Consider the following 20,049-nt stretch of genomic DNA (forward strand, 5'->3'; position numbering starts at 1 on the left):
GATACGCATTGAGTCCCTGCAGGCTCCTGTGCGAGGCGTAAGCCGAAACGAGCAGCCAGGGCGGCTCCTTGCTTTCATCCTAGCCAAACCCCGCCGTCATCGCCTGACGTATATCAAACGAAAGTGATAAACAGCCAACCGAAGAGCTACCACTCCTCGCTGGTTTCGCGCAGCGAGGCGATTTCTTGCTTGGCCTCGCGCAGGCAGGCGCGCAGCTCATCACCCAGCGCAGCACCGCTGCCTACCGCGATGAGCCCAGGCTGGGAAGGATTGCGGCGGCGCGCCACGCCGGCACTGTCGTGCAGCGCTTCGAAGCGTTGCAGCAACCAGCCAAGCCAGCTCTCGGGGTGACTCGCCAACTCGCGCAAGCGGTGGAGCTCGGCAACACCGGCTCCCTCTGGGCCCAGCAGCTCGCGCCAGTCATGGCGCTCGAGCCGGGCATGTTCGGTCACCTCACGCAACAGCGACTCCAACGCCAGCTCGGTCAGCGCCAGCGCGGCCTCTTCGCTGGCCATCCGCCGCGCTTCGGCGTGCTCGTCCTTGCCCGGAGCGATATCGAGGATCAATTCGGCCTGATAGAGCAATTGGTTGGTACGGGCTCGTGGGCTCACTTGTGCTTGTCCTCCACCTGCCACCTACCGTTAGCGTAGGTCGCCCGCCAGCCGGTTGCCTTGCCCTCCTCCTCGGTCATCACGAACTGCTCCTTGCTCTTGCGCGAGTAGCGGATCTGGGCCGGACGTCCTTCGGAATCTTCGCTGGGCGCATCGAGCAGGTAGCGGTACTTATCGGGCAGTTCATCGGCATGGACCTTCAACTCGCGAACCAGCGGCGGGCGCGTCTCGCGGTTGCGCGGGAACTTGCTGGCGGCCAGGAACAGGCCGCTGGCACCGTCACGCAGCACGTAATGGTCCTCGACCTTCTGGCACTCCAGCTCCGGCATCGGAATGGGATCCATCTTCGGCGGTGCCACCTCGCCGCTGCGCAGCAGCTTGCGAGTGTTCTTGCACGCCTCATTGGTACAGCCGAAGTACTTGCCGAAGCGGCCGGACTTCAGCTGCATCTCGCTGCCGCACTTGTCGCACTCGATGGTTGGCCCCTCATAGCCCTTGATACGGAACTTGCCCTGCTCGATCTCGTAGCCGTCGCAGTCGGGGCTGTTGCCGCAGATATGCAGCTTGCGGTTCTCGTCGATCAGGTAGCTGTCCATCGCCGTGCCACACTTCGGGCAGCGGTGCTTGGCACGCAGTGCCTGGGCCTCGGCCTCTTCGCCGGCATCGGCAGGCACGGCTTCGTCGCCGGGCAGCAGGTCGATGGTGGTCTTGCAGCGCTCCTTGGGCGGCAGGTTATAACCGGAACAGCCCAGGAACACGCCGGTGGAGGCGGTGCGAATCTGCATCTTGCGGCCACAGGTGGGACAGTCGATGTCGGTGGGCACCGGCTGGTTGGGGCGCATCCCCTCCTCGCTCTCGGCGGCCTCCAGCTCCTCGCGGAACTCGCCATAGAAGGCGTCGAGCAGCTCGCGCCAGTTGCGCTCGCCCTCGGCCACTTCGTCGAGGCTATCCTCCATGCGCGCGGTGAAGGAGTAATCCATCAGATCGGGGAAGGACTCCTTGAGCCGCTCGGTGACGATATCCCCCAGCTTCTCGGCATAGAAGCGCCGGTTCTCCAGCTTGACGTAGCCCCGGTCCTGGATGGTGGAAATGATCGAGGCATAGGTGGACGGGCGACCGATCCCGCGCTTCTCCAGCTCCTTGACCAGGCTCGCCTCGGTGTAACGGGCCGGCGGCTTGGTGAAGTGCTGCTGGGGGTCGAGCGCCTCGAGCTGCATCGGCGTGCCCTCGGCAAGGTCCGGCAGCGCCTGGTCTTCGTTCTTGCCGGCCGGCTTCAACACCCGGGTGTAGCCATCGAATTTCAGCACCCGCCCCTTCGCCCGGAGTTCGTAGCCACCGGCTTCCACGGTCAGGGTACTGGACAAATACTCGGCCGGTGTCATCTGGCAGGCCACGAACTGGCGCCAGATCAGGTCATAGAGGCGTTCGGCATCGCGCTCCATGCCGGCCAGGTCGACGGCGCGGCGATTCACGTCGGAGGGACGGATCGCCTCGTGGGCCTCCTGGGCGCCCTCCTTGCTCGAATAGCGATTGGGCGACTCGGGCAGGTAGCGCTTGCCGTACTCCTGCTCGATGTGCTCACGCGCCATCGCCACCGCATCCTGGGAAAGATTGGTCGAGTCGGTACGCATGTAGGTGATGTAGCCCGCCTCGTAGAGACGCTGGGCCAGGGTCATGGTCTTCTTCACCGAGAAACCCAGGCGGCCGCTGGCGGCCTGCTGCAGGGTCGAGGTGATGAAGGGAGCCCCGGGCTTCGAACGCGTGGGCTTGTCTTCCCTGGCGGTGATGGCAAGCGACGCCTGGCGCAGGCGCTCGATGCGCTCGAGTGTCTCGGCCTCGGACGTGGGCCGGAACGCCTTGCCGTCCTGGCGCACCAGCTCGAAGCGAACCGGCTCGCCCTCGCTCGACACCAGATCGGCGTGTACGTCCCAGAACTCCTCGGGTACGAAGGCACGGATTTCACGTTCACGCTCGACGATCAGGCGCACCGCCACCGACTGCACCCGGCCAGCGGAGAGCCCGCGGGCGATCTTCGCCCACAGCAGCGGCGAGAGCATGAAACCCACCACCCGGTCGAGGAAACGTCGCGCCTGCTGCGCTTCGACGCGGGGAATATTGAGGCTGCCAGGCTCCTTGAACGCCTCCTTGATGGCGTTCTTGGTGATCTCGTTGAACACCACGCGGCGATAGCGTTCGTCGTCACCACCAATGGTCTCCTTGAGATGCCAGGCGATGGCCTCCCCCTCGCGATCGAGATCGGTCGCGAGATAGACGGTATCGGCCTTCTCGGCGAGCTTCTGCAGCTCGGAGACGACCTTTTCCTTGCCGGGCAGAATCTCGTAGTGAGCTTTCCAGCCATGCTCGGGGTCGATACCCATGCGCCGGATGAGCTGTTCCTTGGCCTTGTGTTTCCTGTATTCGGCCTTTTCGTCGGGCGACATCTTGCGCGTCGCCGCTGCCTGGCGCGCGCGCTCCTTGGGATCGGAGGCCGCTTTGCCCGAGCCGCTCGTCGGCAGGTCACGAATATGACCCACGCTCGACTTCACGATGAAGTCGTTGCCGAGATACTTGTTGATCGTCTTGGCCTTGGCCGGCGACTCGACGATGACCAATGACTTGCCCATAGTGCTCCATATTCTGCACGGCGAGGTTCTTGAGCCCCAGCTGACGGTTCCGGCCCGCCTTTCCTCGGCGGACGATCCTCGCGGGGTGAAAAATCCGCTTACCCTACCCCAGCAACCCTTTTCGCGCCAGTCGCTTCCGCCATGGCGGCAGTAAAGCAACAATGTGAAAGTAGCATCAAGTCGGTCATACCGTCGTTGCGACGACACGATTACCCAACGACCAGCGCCCCTGCCGGGAAGGCAGAGGCGCTGGAGCATCGTTACAACCTTTCACTCAACGCTTGTGTGGCTTTCGCGAAGCGCCCGGCTTGCTGTCCGCCTTGCTCGTGGGGGCATCGGAGTAACTCTCGGCTTGAGATTTTGAGGCCTGTTTCCGCACCTTACCGGCCGACGCCTTCGCGCTGGCGGAACGCCTGGGCCGATCGGGCTTGGGGGTTTCGGACTCGGCCTTGAGCAGGTTTGCCACTTCGCGGCGAGCAGCAGTCTCGGCCTTGGCCCCCGTCGCCACCTCGTCGTGAAGCTCGACTAATGCCTGGCGGCGGTCCGCCGGCTCGACCCGCTCCAGCGCCTCGCCGAACAGTTCCCGAATGCGCTCGTAGCGCTTGCGAACTTGCGCGGAAAGCTCGCCGCTGGCCGCCAGCACATGCTCGATATGCTCCAGGGAAGCACGGATCTCGTCGCCCCCCTCGCCCGCAAGTAGCTGGGGTATCGCCGCCAGCGCCGCCTCACGATCGAGCTTGAGGATGAAGAACTGCTCACGCACCAGGTGCTTGAAGTCCGACAGGCTGCTGCCCGGCTCCAGCTCGGCGCGCGAGGCCCGCAGGCGCTTGAAGTTGCGCTCATCGGTCGTGGGGGCTCCGCCCAGCACGTGGATCACCGAGCGCATCACCGCCTCGTGGATGCCACCCTCGGCCACGCGTTGGCGCAGTTCATCCTGGCGCCGCTCTAGGAAGCGGCGATGCTCCGGCTCGCTGCCGGGCTGACGACGGTGCACGTGGGCATCGCCACCCAGCCCGACCAGGGCCTGTAGCAGGGGCTGGCCATATACCGCCAGGAACGTGTGCTCGATACTTTGATCGCGAATCTCGCGCCAGGTATCCAGCCCACGGGATATCTGCTCGGAAACGGCCCTCTCCATGGTACGCAGGATATTGTCTTCGCTGACCGGATGGCGATCCTCCCGGACCCATTCGGCCAGCACCGGTAGCGGTACGGAGAAGGGGTTGCGATCGGACAGCAGCTTGTAGCCCAGGCGAATCGGGTGCATGCGGCGCATGAGTCGCGCCGCCTCGGGAGTGATTACCGCACGAATCCAGGGCTGAACGAACTGGCGATAGAGCCCCAGGTTGATCTCCGAAATACGCGCCACGGTGGCAAAGCGCGTGTCGTCGTCCTCGCGATGGTGCAGCACGTCCCGATTGAGCCCCTCGATGGAGCGCGCCTTGAACTCGAGCAGGTAGTCGCGCTCGAGCAGTTCGGCATCGTCCCGCTCCTTGGCACTGGTCACCGTGGTCTCATAGAGCCCCGGTGGCAGCACGTCGATGTAGTCGATGTTGGCGGTGAACTCGGCATGTTCCTTGCGCGACACGCTGCCCGACACGAAGATGCCCAGGTGGCCTGTGCTGTCGTGCACGCAATAGACGATGGTCTGCTCGCTGGCGATGATATCGTCGGTGTCGTCATACAGATCGCGCACCCAGCCCAGCGCCTGCGGCGGTGGCGTGATGTCGTCGCCCTGGGAGCAGAACACCACCACTGGCGAGCGCACGTTGCGCAGGTCGATGCGACGACCGTCCGAAGTGACCAACTGCGCGGTGGAGAGCCGATTGCCGACGAACAGGTTGTCGACGATGTACTGGATCTCCTCGCCGCCCAGCACCACATGACCGCCCCACCAGCGCTCGAAATTGAGATAGCGCTCGGCTTCGGTATCGACGTTGGCGTAGAGGCGATACTGCTTGTCCCACCAGGTATTGGCGGGATTGAGGCGTTCGAAGTTCTGCACCAGCAGGGCACCATCGAACAGGCCGTCACCCAGGTCGCTGGCCAGGGTCGTCATCCAGCTACCACCGGTCATGCCACCGGTATAGCGCATGGGGGCCTTGCCCCGCTCGCCAGCCCAGTAGGAGAGTGGCGCTCCGGCAATCAGGATCGGCCCGAAACAGTCGGGCTCGAGCGAGGCAGCCATCATGATCTGCCAGCCTGCCTGACAGTTCCCCACCACCATGGGTTTCTCGCACGATTCCGGATGACTCTCGATCACTCGGCGCAGGAAGGCGATCTCCGCCTCCACCACATCCTCGACCGTCTGGCCAGGCTCGGGATAAGGCAGAAAGCCGATGAAGTAGCAGGGGTGGCCGGCACGCAGGGCGACGCCGATTTCGCTGTCGGGCTTGAAGCCGCCGATGCCGGGACCGTGTCCGGCCCGCGGGTCGACGACCACGAAGGGACGCGCCTCGAGATCGACCTCGACATCGGGCGGAGGCAGGATACGCATCAGTTCGTAGTTGACCGGCCGTGGCAGGTTGCGGCCGTCCATTACCACCTCGGCATCGAAGCCGAGCACGTTGGGCTTGGTCTTCTCGATGTGTTCGAGATACTGGTTGCCACGTTCGCGCATCACATCCATGTACAGCACGCTGCGCTCGACGGCATCTCGCCAGTAGTCGAAGGCGGCACGGCCGAAACCGAATGGGTCCAGGAAGCCGAGGGCTTCTTTGGTGGGTGTCGGCAAGAGTGTGTTCATGTTCGGCTCCAGTTTTCTCCGATGATGAATGTAGCGACATCGGGAGGAGTGAAAATGCTGCAATGCAACAAGCATAGTACGCCCTGCGGCTCCTCGACGCAGCCGTTTTGTCGATTTTTTGTGGCGAAAGAGCACTCAGCCGTTTTCACCAACATCGCCCTCCACACTTGCTGAGCCGCCATGCCACTCGGCCAGCGCGCGGCGTTCGCGACGGCTGGCTTCTGCCCCATCCCGCCCCCAGGTCAACAGCCGCACATCGGCCTCAACGCCAACCTGGGAGGGGCGGTCGAGCCTGACGCCCGGGCCACCAGCCAACTGCCCCGCTACCGAAGAGAGCAGGCGCCAACGTGCCTGGCCTGGCCGCCCCGGCCCATGCCCCATGTGTCCGACCCGAGGGCGCCTGAGCCGTTCACCCGCCACCAGGCGAATCTGTTCTACTGCCAGGTCGAGACCGCTCAAGACCTCGGCCAGCCCCTCGTAGCCCGTCAGGCCAGGGCGCATGCCAACGAAACCCAACCGGTTGTCAGCCAGCGAAAAGCTCAGCGTTGCCAGGCCAACCAGTCCGAGCGAGCGAGCTCCCCGCACGGCCAGCTGTCCCAGGTAGGCACGCTGCTCCGGCGTCAACCGTTCGCTTGGCGCCATGGCGAAACCCTCGCCGAGCAGTTCATGCTCGACCAGGGCAAGCGCCTGGCCGCGACAGTCGGCCAACACTGGCAGATGTACCCGCGGCGCCTGCGCCGACGTCTCGCCCAGGGGCAGCCCCGCCTCACGCATCAACTGACGGACGGCCCCGTCGTCGCACATGGCGGCGACGAGCGTCTCCCGCGGGCCGATGAAGGCCAGCCCGGCACGCGCACAGCCACGGGCGAGAAGCCACTGCTCCTCGGCTGACGCTTCCCCCGGATGCACGGCGTCGCAGCCCAGCCGCCGGGCACGCTCCACCAGGGCATCGCCGGCCACACCAGCGCTGTCGTACCAGGCCAGCTCGAGTTCGGTGCAGGCCTGGCCGGCACGCAGCGCAGTCAGCCCGCGCCCCGCCAACATGACTCCACGCCAGCCTCCCTGGCGCAGGGCATCGATATAGGGGGCAGACGACGGCTGCGGTTGCTTGCCAAGGCTGCCGGCATGACCCTGCCCGTCGGCAGTGATAGCATGAAAGGGCTTTTTCAACGGGCCTCCCGACCCTTTTAACGGATTGATCGATGACGACGCCTAGCCTGCTGAACCGCCTGACCTTTCGCCAGCTGCAGGTGTTCCAGGCCGTGCATGGCCAGCAGTCCTACTCCCGGGCCGCCGAACGACTGGGCCTGACCCAGCCGGCGGTCAGCGCACAGATCCGCCAGCTCGAACAGGCCCTGGGTCAACCGCTGTTCAAGTACACCGGCAAGACCCTGCACGTGCTGCCGGCAGCCGATGCGCTGGCGGCGTCGACTCAGGCCATATTCGGCCAGGTCTCGCGCCTGCAGATGGCGCTATCGGACATGGACGGCACGATTTCCGGGGAACTCAACCTGGCAGCCGTCTCGACGGCCCAGTACGTGGTGCCACATCTGATCGCCCGCTTCCGCGCTCATTACCCCAACGTTCAGGTACGGCTGCAGGTATGCAACCGCAGCCAGGCATTGGAGCGGCTGGCGGCCCGTCGCGACGATCTGGTGATCATGGCGATGGTCCCCGAGGACGACGACAACCTGGTGTTCATGCCGTTCCTGGAAAACGAACTGATTCCCATCGTCTGGCCCGGCCATCCGCTGCTCGAGGCACCCTCTCCCACCCTCGAGGACCTGGCCCGGCACTACCTGCTGATGCGCGAGTCGGGTTCGGGCGTGCGCACCGCCTTCGAGCAGCTTGCCGCCGAACAGGACGTCGCGCTTCAGCATACCATGGAGCTGGGGACCAACGAGGCGATCAAGCAAGGCGTGATGGCGCACCTGGGCGTGACGGTGCTGCCGCGGCTGGCCGTACGCCTGGAACTCGGTGCGGGGCTGCTGGCCGAATTGACCCTGCCGGGCTTCCCCCTGCGTCGCTCCTGGTGCACGGTCTACCCTAGGGACCGCTTCCCTACTCCGGTGACCGAACTGTTTCTGCGCTTCGTACGCGAGCGGCTTGGCGAGATCGAAGCGCATTTCAAGGCATCGCCACAGCCGATGCCGGATCACGGCGTGGTCTGTCTGCCGATACCTCCCGGGGGAGAGCTTTCCCAGGGGCTTGCATAGCGCAGCACCGGCCCCCACCGCTGTGCCTGGCAGGCGCGGGTATGATAGATTACGGGCCTGCGACCATCGTATCAATTGCTGGCCATGCAGGCTGGTGCTGTCCCGGAACGCGACGTTCCCCGGCACCACGGCATGGTCGTGGCAGCCGCCGAGTGGAGGGGCTCACACCCTATGAGCGACAACACCTCAAAACGCGTGCCGAGCGGCGCGAAATTCCGCACCGAGCATGGCTTTGCGGCCATCAAGGACGGTATCAAGCAGCGCAGCCAGGCCGAGGAGCGCCCTGAGCCGGGACGCAAGCCGCAATGGCTGCGCGCCCAGATCCCCGGCGGCGGCCGCTTCGAGGCGGTAAAGCGCAACGTCAATGAGCATCGCCTGAGTACCGTTTGCGCCGAGTCCCACTGCCCCAACATGGGCGAGTGCTGGAGCAACGGTACGGCCACCATCATGCTGATGGGCTCGGTGTGCACCCGCGCCTGCCGCTTCTGTGCCGTCGATACCGGCAACCCACGTGGCTGGCTGGACAACGAGGAACCGGCCAATACCGCCAAGTCGGTGGAGCTGATGGGGCTGCGCTACGTGGTACTGACCTCGGTCGATCGCGACGACCTGGCCGATGGCGGCGCCGCCCACTATGCCGAGTGCATCCGGGCGATCAAGGCCAATACCCCGGCGGTGGTGGTCGAGGCGCTGACGCCGGATTTCGACGGCGACCCAGCCGCCATCGAGCGAGTGGTCGACTCCGGCCTCGAGGTATTCGCCCAGAATGTCGAAACGGTGGAGCGGCTGACCCACTACGTGCGCGACCCGCGCGCCGGTTACCGCAAGACCCTCGACGTGCTGGCCCATGCCAAGCGGTATCGCCCCGACGTGCTGACCAAGACCAGCCTGATGCTGGGGCTCGGTGAGACGGACGAAGAAATACTCGCGACCTTCGATGACTTACGCGCCATCGACGTGGATATCGTCACCCTCGGCCAGTACCTGCGCCCCACCCGCAACCACCTGCCGGTGGAGCGCTGGGTGACGCCGGACGAGTTCGAGCGCTATCGTCGGCTGGGCCTGGAGAAGGGCTTCATGGAGGTGGCATCCGGCCCCTTGGTGCGTTCCAGCTACCGCGCCGACCGGGTGTTCGAGAAGAACAACCTGGGCCTGGCTGCGCCGGCCGAGATACCGGGCCAGGCACCCGACCCCAACCGCATCCAAGCGGTCAACGTCGGCTGAAACAAGCCACAACCCAGTAGCCCGTCATGACGAAGGCGACCTCCCCGGTCGCCTTCTTCGTTGCTACCTGCCCGCCGCAGATACTGGCGGGCATAGATCAATCGGTATCCACCTCCAAGGAGGCTGGCCACTTCAACTCTGATTCTTCGACCGATTCCAGGCTTCGCTCCAGTCGCTGTGCCAGGCATTCGGCAAGCCGCATGCCGACCTGTTCGGTAGAAGGCGACCCAGTGACCAGGTCGGCCAGGCGCGTCATGGCCATGCCGGCATAGCCACAGGGGTTGATGCGCTGGAACGGGGCCAGGTCGGCGTCGACATTGAGCGCCACGCCGTGATAGCTCGCGCCACGCCGAATGCGCAGGCCCAGCGAGGCGATCTTGGCCTCGCCGACGTAGACTCCGGGCGCATCCGGACGCGCGTGGGCCTTGACGCCATGTTCGGCCAACACGGCAACGACGGCATTCTCGAGCGCCGAGACCAGATCGCGAACGCCTAGCCGGACCCGGCGCACGTCAAGCAACGGATAGAGTACGACCTGCCCTGGCCCGTGATAAGTCACCTGCCCGCCACGATCCGTCTGCACCACTGGAATATCGCCCGGCATCAGCAGATGCTCGGGCTTGCCCGCCTGCCCCTGGGTAAAAACCGGTTCGTGCTCCACCAGCCAGAACTGATCCGGCGTCGCCTCGTCGCGGCTGTCGGTCAGTTCCCGCATGGCCTGCCATACCGGCAAATAGGGGCGGCGCCCCAGACGCAGCAACGCAATTGGCGCACCAGCGCCCTGCCCGGCCAACCTACACCACCATGTGCACGCGCCCGGTCGCCTTGAGCTCGGCGAACAGCGCCTTGAGCTGGGCTTCTCCGGTGGCACGCAGGGTCAGCCGCACCGACTGAAAGCGGGCATTACGGCTCTCCACCACTTCGATACTGGTTGCATCGAAGTCGGCATCATGGCGCAGCACCACCTGACACACGGTAGCGGTGAAATCCTCGGCAGCATCGCCCACCACCTTGATCGGGTAATCGCAAGGAAAGGTGATCGTCGGCGCCGACGTATTTGCCGCCGTTGGCTGACGCAGGTCACGCAGTTTATTGTCTGACATGGCTCTCTACAGGTCTCGAAGGTAATTTCCGAGTATTTTACTCAACTATTTCTCGTCGACCAAGCCCGCACCGATCCAGCCGCGTCTAGAACCAGCCGCCGAGCAAGTTGCTGAAGAAGCGCCGCACCTGGTCGAACAGCCGCTTGAACAGCCCCCCTTCCTCGATCGACTCGAGGGCCACCAGCGCCTGCTCGCCCACGACCTCATCACCGAGACGTACTTCCAGCGTGCCCACACGGTCGCCGAGGCTGATCGGTGCGGTGAGATCCTGGCGAATGTCCAGCCGCGCGCTGAGTTCCTGATTGCGCGCGCGCGGCAGCGTCATGGCCACGTCATGGTCGACGCCGACACGCAGCTCGTTCTTCTCGCCCCCCCAGATACGCGGGGTATTCAGTACCGCCCCCTGGTCATAGAGCTTGAGCGTCTCGTAGTAGCGGAAGCCATAGCTGAGCAGTTTCTGGGTCTCCTGGGCGCGAGACTCCTCCGAGCTGGTCCCCATCACTACCGAGATCAGACGCATGTCGTCGCGCGTGGCGGATGCCACCAGGCCATAGCCGGCCTCGGTCGTCCAGCCCGTCTTGAGGCCATCCACGGTCGGGTCGCGCCACAGCAGGCGGTTGCGGTTGGGCTGGCGAATGTCGTTATAGGTGAAGTATTTCTCGGAATAGACGGCGTAGTGCTCGGGATAGTCGTTGATGATGTACTGCGACAGTATCGCCATATCCCGTGCGGAAGAGTACTGCTCGGGATGCGGCAAGCCGGTGGCGTTGGCGTAGTTGGTGTTGTGCATGCCCAGACGCGATGCATGCTGGTTCATCATGTCGGCGAAGGGGGCCTCACCACCCGCCAGGTGCTCGGCCACGGCGACACTGGCATCGTTGCCTGATGCGATGATAATGCCGTGCAGCAGGTCACGGATCGAGACCTCGGTATTGACCTCGATGAACATCTTGGAGCCCCCGGTACGCCAGGCGTTCTCGCTGATGCGCACCTTGTCGTCCAGGTTGATGTTGCCACGATTCAATTCGCGCTCGACCAGGTAGGCGGTCATCAGCTTGGTCAGGCTGGCCGGCGGCAGGCGCTCGTCGGCATTGTGCTCTACCAGCACCCTGCCGCTGTCGGCATCCATGAGAATCCAGGAGTTCGCCGCGATCTGCGGTGGCGCCGGAATCATCGTCTGAGGCTGGGGCGTGGGCACCGCCTGGGCCAGCGCCTGTGAAACGACCAGCAGCAGGCTGAACAGCGTCAACGGTAGAATCCGTGAGCGGAAACGGGAAAGCAGCACTCGCATGGGCATGGTTCTCTTCGCTACGTCGAGAAGGGTCAAGGGAATAAGCGCGCCGTTCAATCGGCGCCGTTGACGATAAAGGCTTGGTCGAAACCGGCACGTCTCAGCTCGTCGCGAACGGGTTCGACCTGCCCGGCATGTGCCAGGGGGCCGACCTGGACCCGGTACATGCCGGTGGCATCCGCAACCCGCACGGGGTGGGACAGCTCACGCTCCAGGCGAGCCTTGAGCGCCCGTGCGTTGTCGGCCGAGCCCAGCGCGGCGATCTGCAGGTAGATCGGCATTGCATCGCTTTCGCGCTGGCCGTTGCTTTCCGCAGCACCGGAGGCAGGTGCTGCGGAGCGCACCGGTGAGCTGTCGGCCTGACTTGCCGTGACGGTTCGCGACGAGGAGCCGGCCGCCGGTTGGACAGCGGCCGAAGTCGTCCGGTTCGTTCCGTTGCCGCCATTTTCTGCCAGCCAGACCACGGGGTCGATCGCTTCGACCTTCACCCTGCCCGTACCGCGGTCGAGAATGTCGAGCCTTGCCGCGGCCGCATAGGAGAGATCGATCTCGCGATCGTTGTGAAAGGGGCCGCGATCGTTGACTCGCACGATCACCGAGCGGCCATTGTCCAGGCTAGTGACACGGGCGTAGGTGGGCAGCGGCAAGGAACGATGTGCTGCGCTCATCTTGTACATGTCGTAGATCTCGCCATTGGACGTGGCATAGCCGTGGAATTTCTCGCCGTACCAGGAGGCCGTGCCCTGCCGCGCATAGCCGCGGGCATCCGGTAGCACCTGATAGGTCTTGCCCCACACCTCGTAGACGGGACGGTTGCCACCCCGCGAGGGCGACTCCACGCGTGGCACGGCATCGGGAATCTGGCTGACATCGGGCGGATTCTCCGGGTAGGCATCACCGCTCATGGCATAGCGCTGCCCCCCCGTCGAGGCCCCGGCGGGAGCCGTGGACGCACCGTCCCGCTGCGACGGGGTGCTCGAACCGCTGCCGGCACAGCCCGCCAGCAGCGTCATCACGGCCAGAACCAACCACAGCACTTTCACAGCGAACCCTCCTGCTCGGCAGCCACGGATGCGGACAGCGGGAAAGGCTCCAGGTCGCGAGAATCCGCTATCGCTTCGGCCAGCTCGGTCACGGCCATGGCATAGAGATGGCTATGGTTGTAACGGGTGATGACGTAGAAGTTCTCATGCCCCAGGCGGTAGCGCCAGGCTGTATCGTCCATCTCCAGGGCTAGCGGAATGACCTTCGTCGTCGCATCGAGTTCTGCCTCGGGCAAGATTCCGGCACGCTCCAGCTCAGCCAGATCGAGATAGGGACGCTGGGTACGGTTGAAGTCGACCCCCCCGGGGGGCGTATCAGGGCCGTCGGCCTCGGCATAGATGGGTTCGTCACGGCGCCAGCCATGCTCGGCGAAATAGTTGCCCACGCTGCCGATGGCATCGACCGGGTTGGCCCACAGGTCGCGCTGCCCGTCGCCGTCGAAATCCACCGCATAGGCGCGGTAGCTGGTGGGAATGAACTGGGGATAGCCCATGGCACCGGCATAGGACCCCATGAGGCTACCGGGCTCTACCTCCTGTTCATGGGCGATCTCGAGAAAGGCTGCCAGTTCACCGCGAAAGAAGTTGCCCCGTACCGGATGGTGAAAGGCAAGCGTGGCCAGGGAGTCGATGACGCGGTGACGCCCGGTAAAACGGCCGTAGCTGGTCTCGACGCCGATGATGGCGGCAATGATTTCCGGCGGCACACCGTACTCGCGCTGGGCACGAGCGAAGGCGTCCTCGTGAGCCTCGATGAAGGCGACACCGCGGGCGATTCGCTCTGGCTGCAGGAATATCTCGCGATACTCGTCCCAGCGCAGCCGGCGCTCCGCCGCTCCCTCCATGGCGTCGAGTACGCCCTGCTGGAAAGCGGCTTCATGCAGTGCCGTCTCCAGCCAGTCGCGCTCGATGCCGCGTCCCGCGAGCTCTTCCAGCAACTGCCTGGCCCCTTCGTGCTCCGTAGGGGAAAAATCCGCGGCATGAAGAGCCGGCGCCAGCAGCCATAGGCCCGTTGCCGCCAGCGCGGCTCCGCCGACCCCTTTCCACTTTCTCAATGGCATCATGCTTGCGCCACTCCTTGACTGGGGCCATGTCGTGGGGCCCGCCCTGGCGGCTATCGCGGCAGCAGCCGACGGTGCCCATGAATGGACATGAGAATACCGAATCCCGCCAGCAAGGTCACGCTGGAGGTCCCACCATAGCTGACCAGCGGGAGGGGTACACCGACCACTGGAAGTATGCCGCTTACCATGCCCACGTTGACGAAGACGTAGATGAAGAAGGTGAGGATGATGCTGCCCCCCAACAGCCGCCCAAAGGTATCGTGCGAAGCAGCGGCAAGCCACAGCCCGCGAACCACGATCAAGAGATAGAGCAGCAATACCAGCAGCATGCCCACCAGGCCGAACTCTTCGCCAAGCACCGCCACGATGAAGTCGGTATGCCGCTCGGGGAGGAATTCGAGCTGGGACTGGGTTCCCTGCAGCCAGCCCTTGCCCCACAGGCCGCCACTGCCGATGGCCGTGGTCGACTGGATGATGTTCCAACCGGCGCCCAGAGGATCGCTTTCCGGGTTGAGGAAGGTGAGTACCCGCTGACGCTGGTAGTTGTGCAGATTCATCCACAGCAGTGGCAACGCCGAGGCGGCGACAATCGAAAGAAAGACGATGAAGCGCCAGGAGAGCCCTGCCAACAGCACCACGAAGACCCCGGCACAGCCCACCAGCAGCGAGGTACCCAGGTCCGGCTGCTTGGCAATCAACACGACGGGCAAGCCAAGCAGCAGGGCGCACACCAGCAGATCTTTCCAGCGAGGCGGTAACTGGCGCCGGCTGAGCCACGCCGCCAGCATCAGTGGCATGGCCAGCTTCATCAACTCGGAAGGCTGGAATCGAATCACGCCGGGAATCACCAGCCAGCGTTGCGCCCCCATGCCAACGTCGCCGACGAGTTCCACCGCCACCAGCATCAACAGGCCAACACCGTAGACCAGTGGTGCCCAGCGCAGCAGGGTAGCGGGAGGAAGTTGAGCCAATACCACCATCACCACGGTCGCCACCAGAAAACGCGTACCCTGCGCCAGGACGACCTCGAAGCGCTGTCCGCTGGCGCTGTAGAGCACCCCGAGACCTGCCACCAGCAGCACCAGCAACAGCAACAGCAGCCAGGGATCGAGATGTGTTCGCTCCCAGAAGCTCTTGCGGCGTGAGATACCGCTTTCCGGCGCCCGTACCGGCCGGGCTCGCAGCCCTTTGGTCAGCCCTGTCAATGGCATCATTCAATTCCCCGCCACGGTACCGTTGTCGTTCTCCATTGCCTCGCGTACCTCCTCGACATCGGGCGCGTCCTCTTCCAGCAGCCAGGCATCGGTCATGGCCCGTGCCAGATGCGCCGCATGGGTACTGCCGCCGCCAGCGTTCTCCACGATCACGGCCACGGCGATCTGAGGGTCCTCCAGCGGAGCAAAGGCCATGAACAGCGCGTGGTCGCGCAGCCTCTCGGCCAGCTCCTCGGCGTTGTACTTCTGGTCCTGCCCCAGCGAGAAGACCTGGGCGGTGCCGGACTTGCCGCCCATGCGGTATTCGAGCCCCACCCCAGTGCGCCTGGCCGTACCCTCGTGCCCGGTAAGGACCTTCTCCATACCGGAGAAGACCCGATCCCACCAGCCCTCATTGCTGATGACGATATCGTCGGGAGTGTCCGGTAGCCGCGCAGGCACCGGCTCGTCACCGATCCGGCTTGCCAGGCGCGGCCTTACCCATTGGCCGCGGTTGGCAAGCACGGCGGTGGCCGTTGCCAGCTGCAACGGGGTGACCTGCCAGTAGCCTTGGCCGATACCGACCGAGAGCGTTTCGCCGGGATACCAGGGCTGGTTGAAACGCGCCCGCTTCCAGTCCCGCGACGGCATCAATGCCCCACTCTCGCCGAACACGTCATGGCCGACGCGCTGGCCGAAACCGAAGGCGCTCATCTGTTCGTGCAGACGGTCGATGCCCATCTCGTGGGCGAGAGAATAATAGTAGGTGTTGTTGGAGACGGCGATGGAGCGCTCCATATCGACGCGCCCATGCCCCCAACGCAGCCAGTTGCGATAGCGCCGGCTGTCGTTGGGCAGTTGATAGAACCCGGGGTCATTGATCGTTCGGTCGGGGGTGACCACTCCCTCGGCCAGGCCGGCCAGGGCGAGAAAGGGCTTGATGGTGGAGCCCGGCGGATACTGGCCGCGAATCGCACGATTGAACAGGGGTAGGTCGATGTCCTCCTGCAGCGCACGATAGGAAGCGAAGTCGATGCCGGTAACGAACTGATTGCTGTCGAATCCGGGCGCGGACACCATGGCCAGGATCTCACCGGTCTTGGGCGCAATGGCGACGATGGAACCGCGCCTGCCATCGAGCAGCTCATAGGCCAGGTGCTGCAGCTCTCTGTCGAGGGTCAGGGTCAGGTTCTTGCCGGGTACCGGATCGGTGCGCCCAAGCTCGCGCAGCACCCGCCCCCGCGCATTGGTCTCGACCTGGCGCAGCCCAGCCTCGCCGTGCAGCACGTCTTCGTAGAAGCGCTCCACCCCGGTCTTGCCGATGAAGTGAGTGCCGGCATAGCGGCCGGGGTCGAGCGTCTTGACCTCTTCGGCATTGATGCGTCCCACATAGCCCAGGGCATGGGCCATGATGTGGGAATCCGGGTAGTAGCGCAGCAGTTGGGCCTCGACCTCGACCCCCGGCAGGCGATGCCGGTTGATCGCCAGGCGGGCAATCTGTATCTCGTCGAGATCGCTCATCAGCAGCGCCGGCTGAAACGGCCGCTGGGGCTGGCGCGCGCGCAGGCGAAAGCCCTCGGCCTCTTCCGGGGCGAGCTCCAGCAGCTCCTCGAGCCGATCCAGGGTGGCATCGAGGTCGTCGACCCGCTCGCGCGTCAGGGTCAGGTTATAAGTGGGGCGATTCTCGGCCAGCAGAACGCCGTTGCGGTCGTAGATCAGCCCTCGTGTCGGCGGCAATGGCTCCACCCGCACACGATTCTTCTCGGAACGGGTGGTGTAGACCTCGTGCTGGACGACCTGCAGGTACACCAGCCGCCCGGCCAAGAGGCCGGTCAAGAGCAGGATCGTCAAAACGGCCAGGAACGCACGCACGCGAAAGATACGCAGTTCCTGCTCGGGGTTCTTCAGGGTCTCACGGCGGTCGCGCATGCCGGAAATGGTCTCGACTCTTGGTTGTCGTAAAGCCGCCGTTCAGCGGTGGTAGGGATGTCCCACCATCAGGGTCCAGGCACGATAAAGCTGTTCGGCAAGGATCACCCTGACCAGCGGGTGCGGAAGGGTCAACGGCGACAGCGACCAGCGCCGATCGGCAGAGGCGGAGAGCTCCGGCGCCAGTCCGTCCGGTCCGCCTACCAACAACACCACATCGCGTCCCGCGAGGCGCCAGCTCTCAGCCTCCTGCGCCAGGCGTTCGGTGCTCCAGGCCTTGCCGCCGACCTCGAGCGCGACCGTGAGCTCATCACCGCGCAACCGCTCGCGAATCCGCTTGGCCTCGAGTGCCATGGCCCTGGCCGTGTCGGCATTCTTGCCTCGCTGGCCGGGAGCGATCTCCTCGATCTCCAGCGCGAAGTCGCGTGGCAAGCGCTTGCGATACTCTTCGACGCCGTCGTTGACCCAGCCAGGCATGCGCGTACCGACCGCCAGCAGGCGGATCCTCATGCGCCACCATGCTCCTGCTGCTGCTCCGAATCGCTCGGCAAATCGGCCCACAGCCGTTCCAGGTCGTATAGCTGGCGGGTCTCGGGGAGCATGACATGGACGACCAGATCGCCCAGGTCCACCAGCACCCAATCGGACCCGGGCTGTCCCTCCACGCCCAGCGGCTGGATACCCTTGGCCTTGGCCTGCTGGACCACGTGATTGGCAAGCGCGGCAACGTGGCGCGTGGAGGTGCCGCTGGCCACGATCATCAGGTCGGTCACGCTGGTCAGCCGGGACACGTCCAGCTGTGCAACGTCCTTGGCCTTGAGATCATCCAACGCCTCTACTACCAGAGTCTTGAGCGAATCGTTCTGCATAGCCCCTCATCAACGGGAAGTCTTGGTCGCGCCATTGTAGCCTCTTGGGCAGCCGCTGGCAGCGCTCAACGACGTCGATAAAGCAAGTTGGCGAGAATTTTCTCTTCAACGGCTTCGGGCAGCAGAAAGCGGACACTGCGATCCGACGCCAGGCGTTGACGAATCTCGCTCGCCGATATCGCCATGCGCGTTGGCAGCGCAAGCCGCAGCAGGCTGCCCGCCGGGCGCTGCATCAATGCACCGGGGCTATCGACTTCACGCCCCTCGATCAGTTCGGCCAGGGCGGCCGGCAACGAGGCTTCGAAGTCGGGGCGATCGATCACCACCAGATGGGCCAATTCGAACAGGCGCTGCGGCGAGTGCCAGTCGGCCAGGCGCAGGAAGGCGTCATGACCCAGCGCCATGACGAGCCTTGCCTGGGCGCCATACTCCCTGCGCAGGCTGGCCAGGGTATCGGCGCTGTACGATGGCCCGTCGCGCTCCAGTTCCCGAGGGTCGGCGACGAGCCCTGGCGTATCGCCGATGCCCAGCCGCAGCAACGCCAGGCGCTCCTCGGGCGTGACCTGGGGGGTTCCGCGCAGAGGCGGCACCTTGGCCGGCACCATGTGAACCCGGTCCAGCTCCAGGACCTCGAGCAGCTCTACGGCACTGCGCAGATGCCCCAGGTGAACGGGGTCGAAGGTGCCACCCAGCATGGCCACCCGTGGCGGCTCCAACGGGGCTACGGCGCGCCGGGCCGGCAGCGCGCTGGTCTGATGCGAGGTCACCGGCGAACCTGGCCGTCGCCCAGCACCACGTACTTGCGGGTAGTCAGCCCCTCGAGCCCCACCGGCCCCCGAGCGTGCAGCTTGTCGGTAGAGATGCCGATTTCGGCGCCCAGACCATACTCGAAGCCATCGGCGAAGCGGGTCGAGGCATTGACGATCACCGAGCTGGAATCGACCTCGGCCATGAAGCGACGTGCCAGCCCGTAGTCGTCGGTGACGATGGCATCGGTATGGTGCGAACCGTAGCGCTCGATGTGCTCGATGGCGGCGTCGATGCCATCGACCACGCGAACCGCCAGTATCGGCGCCAGGTATTCGGCATGCCAATCGTCCTCGCTCGCGGCGGCAATGCCAGCGAGAATGGCCTGGGCACGCTCGCAGCCACGCAGCTCGACGCCGTGCTCGGCATAGGCTTCGGCCAGCAGCGGCAACAGCTCCGCGGCAACGGGCGCATCGATGAGCAGCGTCTCCATGGTGTTGCAGGTACCATAGCGCTGCGTCTTGGCATTGACCGCTATCGCCAGCGCCTTCTCGGGGTCCGCCGTGGCATCGATATAGACGTGGCATACTCCGTCCAGATGCTTGATCACCGGTACCCGCGCTTCGCGCGATATACGCTCGATCAAGGACTTGCCACCGCGGGGGATGATCACGTCGACGTACTCCGGCATGGCAATCAGTTGCCCTACCGCCGCGCGATCGGTGGTGGCCACCACCTGTACGGCATCTTCCGGCAGCCCGGCCACCCGCAGCCCCTCGCGGATGCAGGCGGCAATCGCAGCGTTGGAGTCGCGCGCCTCGGAGCCACCACGCAGGATGCTCGCATTGCCCGACTTCAGGCACAGGCTGGCGGCCTCCAGGGTCACGTTGGGCCGCGATTCATAGATGATGCCGATCACACCGAGCGGCACCCGCATCTGGCCCACCTGGATGCCGCTGGGGCGAAACCGCAGCCCGTCGATCTCGCCGACGGGATCGGGTAGTGCCGCAACCTGCTGCAACCCCTCCACCATGGCGTCGAGCCGGCCATCGTCCAGCGCCAGACGATCCAGCAGTGCGGGCTCCAGGCCGTTGTCACGACCGCGCGCCAGATCGGCGGCGTTGGCGGCCAGCACATCGCTGCGGCGATGCTGGAGCTGCTCGGCCATTGCCAACAGGGCGCGGTTCTTGTCGCCCGTGACGGCACGGCGCATATGAGTGGCGGCGACACGTGCCGCCTGGCCAAGGCGGTTCATATAGGCGACGACATCACCCACCGCGGCATCGGTGCGTTCGGTTTGGGAGGCGTGAGCGGACATGCTGAATGAAGTTCTCCTGGGCAGAGCGCCACATGGCGCTACGGGCGTTATACTGGCGCGACACCAAGTCG

Annotated in this window: 17 protein-coding genes; 2 read left to right on the forward strand and 15 right to left on the reverse strand. The window is 64.9% G+C overall.

Going from position 1 to position 20,049, the window contains the following annotated elements; genetic code table 11:
- Positions 1-146: 146 nt before the first annotated feature.
- The 4 genes from ACUY1T_RS03970 to ACUY1T_RS03985 form a co-directional block, all read right to left on the reverse strand.
- Positions 147-611 carry a DUF6586 family protein gene (locus ACUY1T_RS03970; protein ID WP_446020430.1) on the reverse strand — a complete coding sequence of 155 codons (465 nt, stop codon included), beginning with the start codon at positions 609-611 and terminating at the stop codon, positions 147-149.
- Complete coding sequence (gene topA / locus ACUY1T_RS03975) at positions 608-3,235, reverse strand: type I DNA topoisomerase (protein ID WP_446020431.1); 2,628 nt, start codon at positions 3,233-3,235, stop codon at positions 608-610. The genes ACUY1T_RS03970 and topA overlap by 4 nt, the downstream gene beginning before the upstream one ends.
- Positions 3,236-3,509: 274 nt before the next feature.
- Positions 3,510-5,981, reverse strand: a complete 2,472-nt coding sequence (locus tag ACUY1T_RS03980; protein ID WP_446020432.1) for a DUF3141 domain-containing protein — start codon at positions 5,979-5,981, stop codon at positions 3,510-3,512.
- A gap of 135 nt (positions 5,982-6,116) precedes the next feature.
- Complete coding sequence (locus tag ACUY1T_RS03985; protein WP_446020433.1) at positions 6,117-7,151, reverse strand: ATP-binding protein; 1,035 nt, start codon at positions 7,149-7,151, stop codon at positions 6,117-6,119.
- 32 nt (positions 7,152-7,183) lie between these two features.
- Between ACUY1T_RS03985 and ACUY1T_RS03990 the strand changes: the two genes are divergently transcribed.
- Together ACUY1T_RS03990 and lipA are read left to right on the forward strand one after the other, a co-directional pair.
- Positions 7,184-8,197: a LysR family transcriptional regulator gene (locus ACUY1T_RS03990; protein ID WP_446020434.1), complete on the forward strand. Its 1,014-nt coding sequence runs from the start codon at positions 7,184-7,186 to the stop codon at positions 8,195-8,197.
- 171 nt (positions 8,198-8,368) lie between these two features.
- Positions 8,369-9,421, forward strand: coding sequence for a lipoyl synthase (lipA, locus tag ACUY1T_RS03995; protein WP_446020435.1), 1,053 nt, complete (start codon positions 8,369-8,371; stop codon positions 9,419-9,421).
- Between the two features lie 97 nt (positions 9,422-9,518).
- On the opposite strand, the gene lipB is transcribed toward lipA, so the two are convergent.
- From lipB to ACUY1T_RS04050, 11 genes are all read right to left on the reverse strand, one after another.
- Complete coding sequence (lipB, locus tag ACUY1T_RS04000) at positions 9,519-10,214, reverse strand: lipoyl(octanoyl) transferase LipB (protein WP_446020436.1); 696 nt, start codon at positions 10,212-10,214, stop codon at positions 9,519-9,521.
- Between the two features lies 1 nt (position 10,215).
- Complete coding sequence (locus tag ACUY1T_RS04005; protein WP_446020437.1) at positions 10,216-10,524, reverse strand: HP0495 family protein; 309 nt, start codon at positions 10,522-10,524, stop codon at positions 10,216-10,218.
- Positions 10,525-10,609: 85 nt separating this feature from the next.
- On the reverse strand, positions 10,610-11,815 hold the full coding sequence (locus ACUY1T_RS04010; RefSeq protein ID WP_446020744.1) for a D-alanyl-D-alanine carboxypeptidase family protein: 1,206 nt from the start codon (positions 11,813-11,815) through the stop codon (positions 10,610-10,612).
- 53 nt (positions 11,816-11,868) lie between these two features.
- Complete coding sequence (locus ACUY1T_RS04015) at positions 11,869-12,858, reverse strand: septal ring lytic transglycosylase RlpA family protein (RefSeq protein WP_446020438.1); 990 nt, start codon at positions 12,856-12,858, stop codon at positions 11,869-11,871.
- Positions 12,855-13,922 (reverse strand): lytic murein transglycosylase B, encoded by a 1,068-nt coding sequence (gene mltB, locus ACUY1T_RS04020; RefSeq protein ID WP_446020439.1) that lies wholly within the window; start codon positions 13,920-13,922, stop codon positions 12,855-12,857. Before mltB ends, ACUY1T_RS04015 begins: the two co-directional genes overlap by 4 nt.
- 50 nt (positions 13,923-13,972) lie before the next feature.
- A complete protein-coding gene (gene rodA, locus ACUY1T_RS04025) occupies positions 13,973-15,136 on the reverse strand; it encodes a rod shape-determining protein RodA (RefSeq protein ID WP_446020440.1) in 1,164 nt (387 codons plus the stop codon).
- Entirely contained in the window at positions 15,137-17,044 is a 1,908-nt protein-coding gene (gene mrdA / locus ACUY1T_RS04030; RefSeq protein WP_446020441.1) for a penicillin-binding protein 2, read from the reverse strand.
- A 42-nt stretch (positions 17,045-17,086) separates the two neighbouring features.
- Positions 17,087-17,554: a 23S rRNA (pseudouridine(1915)-N(3))-methyltransferase RlmH gene (gene rlmH, locus ACUY1T_RS04035; RefSeq protein ID WP_446020442.1), complete on the reverse strand. Its 468-nt coding sequence runs from the start codon at positions 17,552-17,554 to the stop codon at positions 17,087-17,089.
- The gene (rsfS, locus tag ACUY1T_RS04040; RefSeq protein ID WP_446020443.1) at positions 17,551-17,913 is read right to left on the reverse strand and encodes a ribosome silencing factor; all 363 of its coding nucleotides are present in this window, start codon (positions 17,911-17,913) and stop codon (positions 17,551-17,553) included. The genes rlmH and rsfS overlap by 4 nt, the downstream gene beginning before the upstream one ends.
- A gap of 65 nt (positions 17,914-17,978) precedes the next feature.
- Entirely contained in the window at positions 17,979-18,608 is a 630-nt protein-coding gene (gene nadD / locus ACUY1T_RS04045) for a nicotinate-nucleotide adenylyltransferase (RefSeq protein WP_446020746.1), read from the reverse strand.
- A 68-nt stretch (positions 18,609-18,676) separates the two neighbouring features.
- Positions 18,677-19,978: a glutamate-5-semialdehyde dehydrogenase gene (locus ACUY1T_RS04050; RefSeq protein ID WP_446020444.1), complete on the reverse strand. Its 1,302-nt coding sequence runs from the start codon at positions 19,976-19,978 to the stop codon at positions 18,677-18,679.
- Positions 19,979-20,049 lie beyond the last annotated feature (71 nt).

It is taken from the genome of Billgrantia sp. Q4P2, assembly GCF_052806135.1.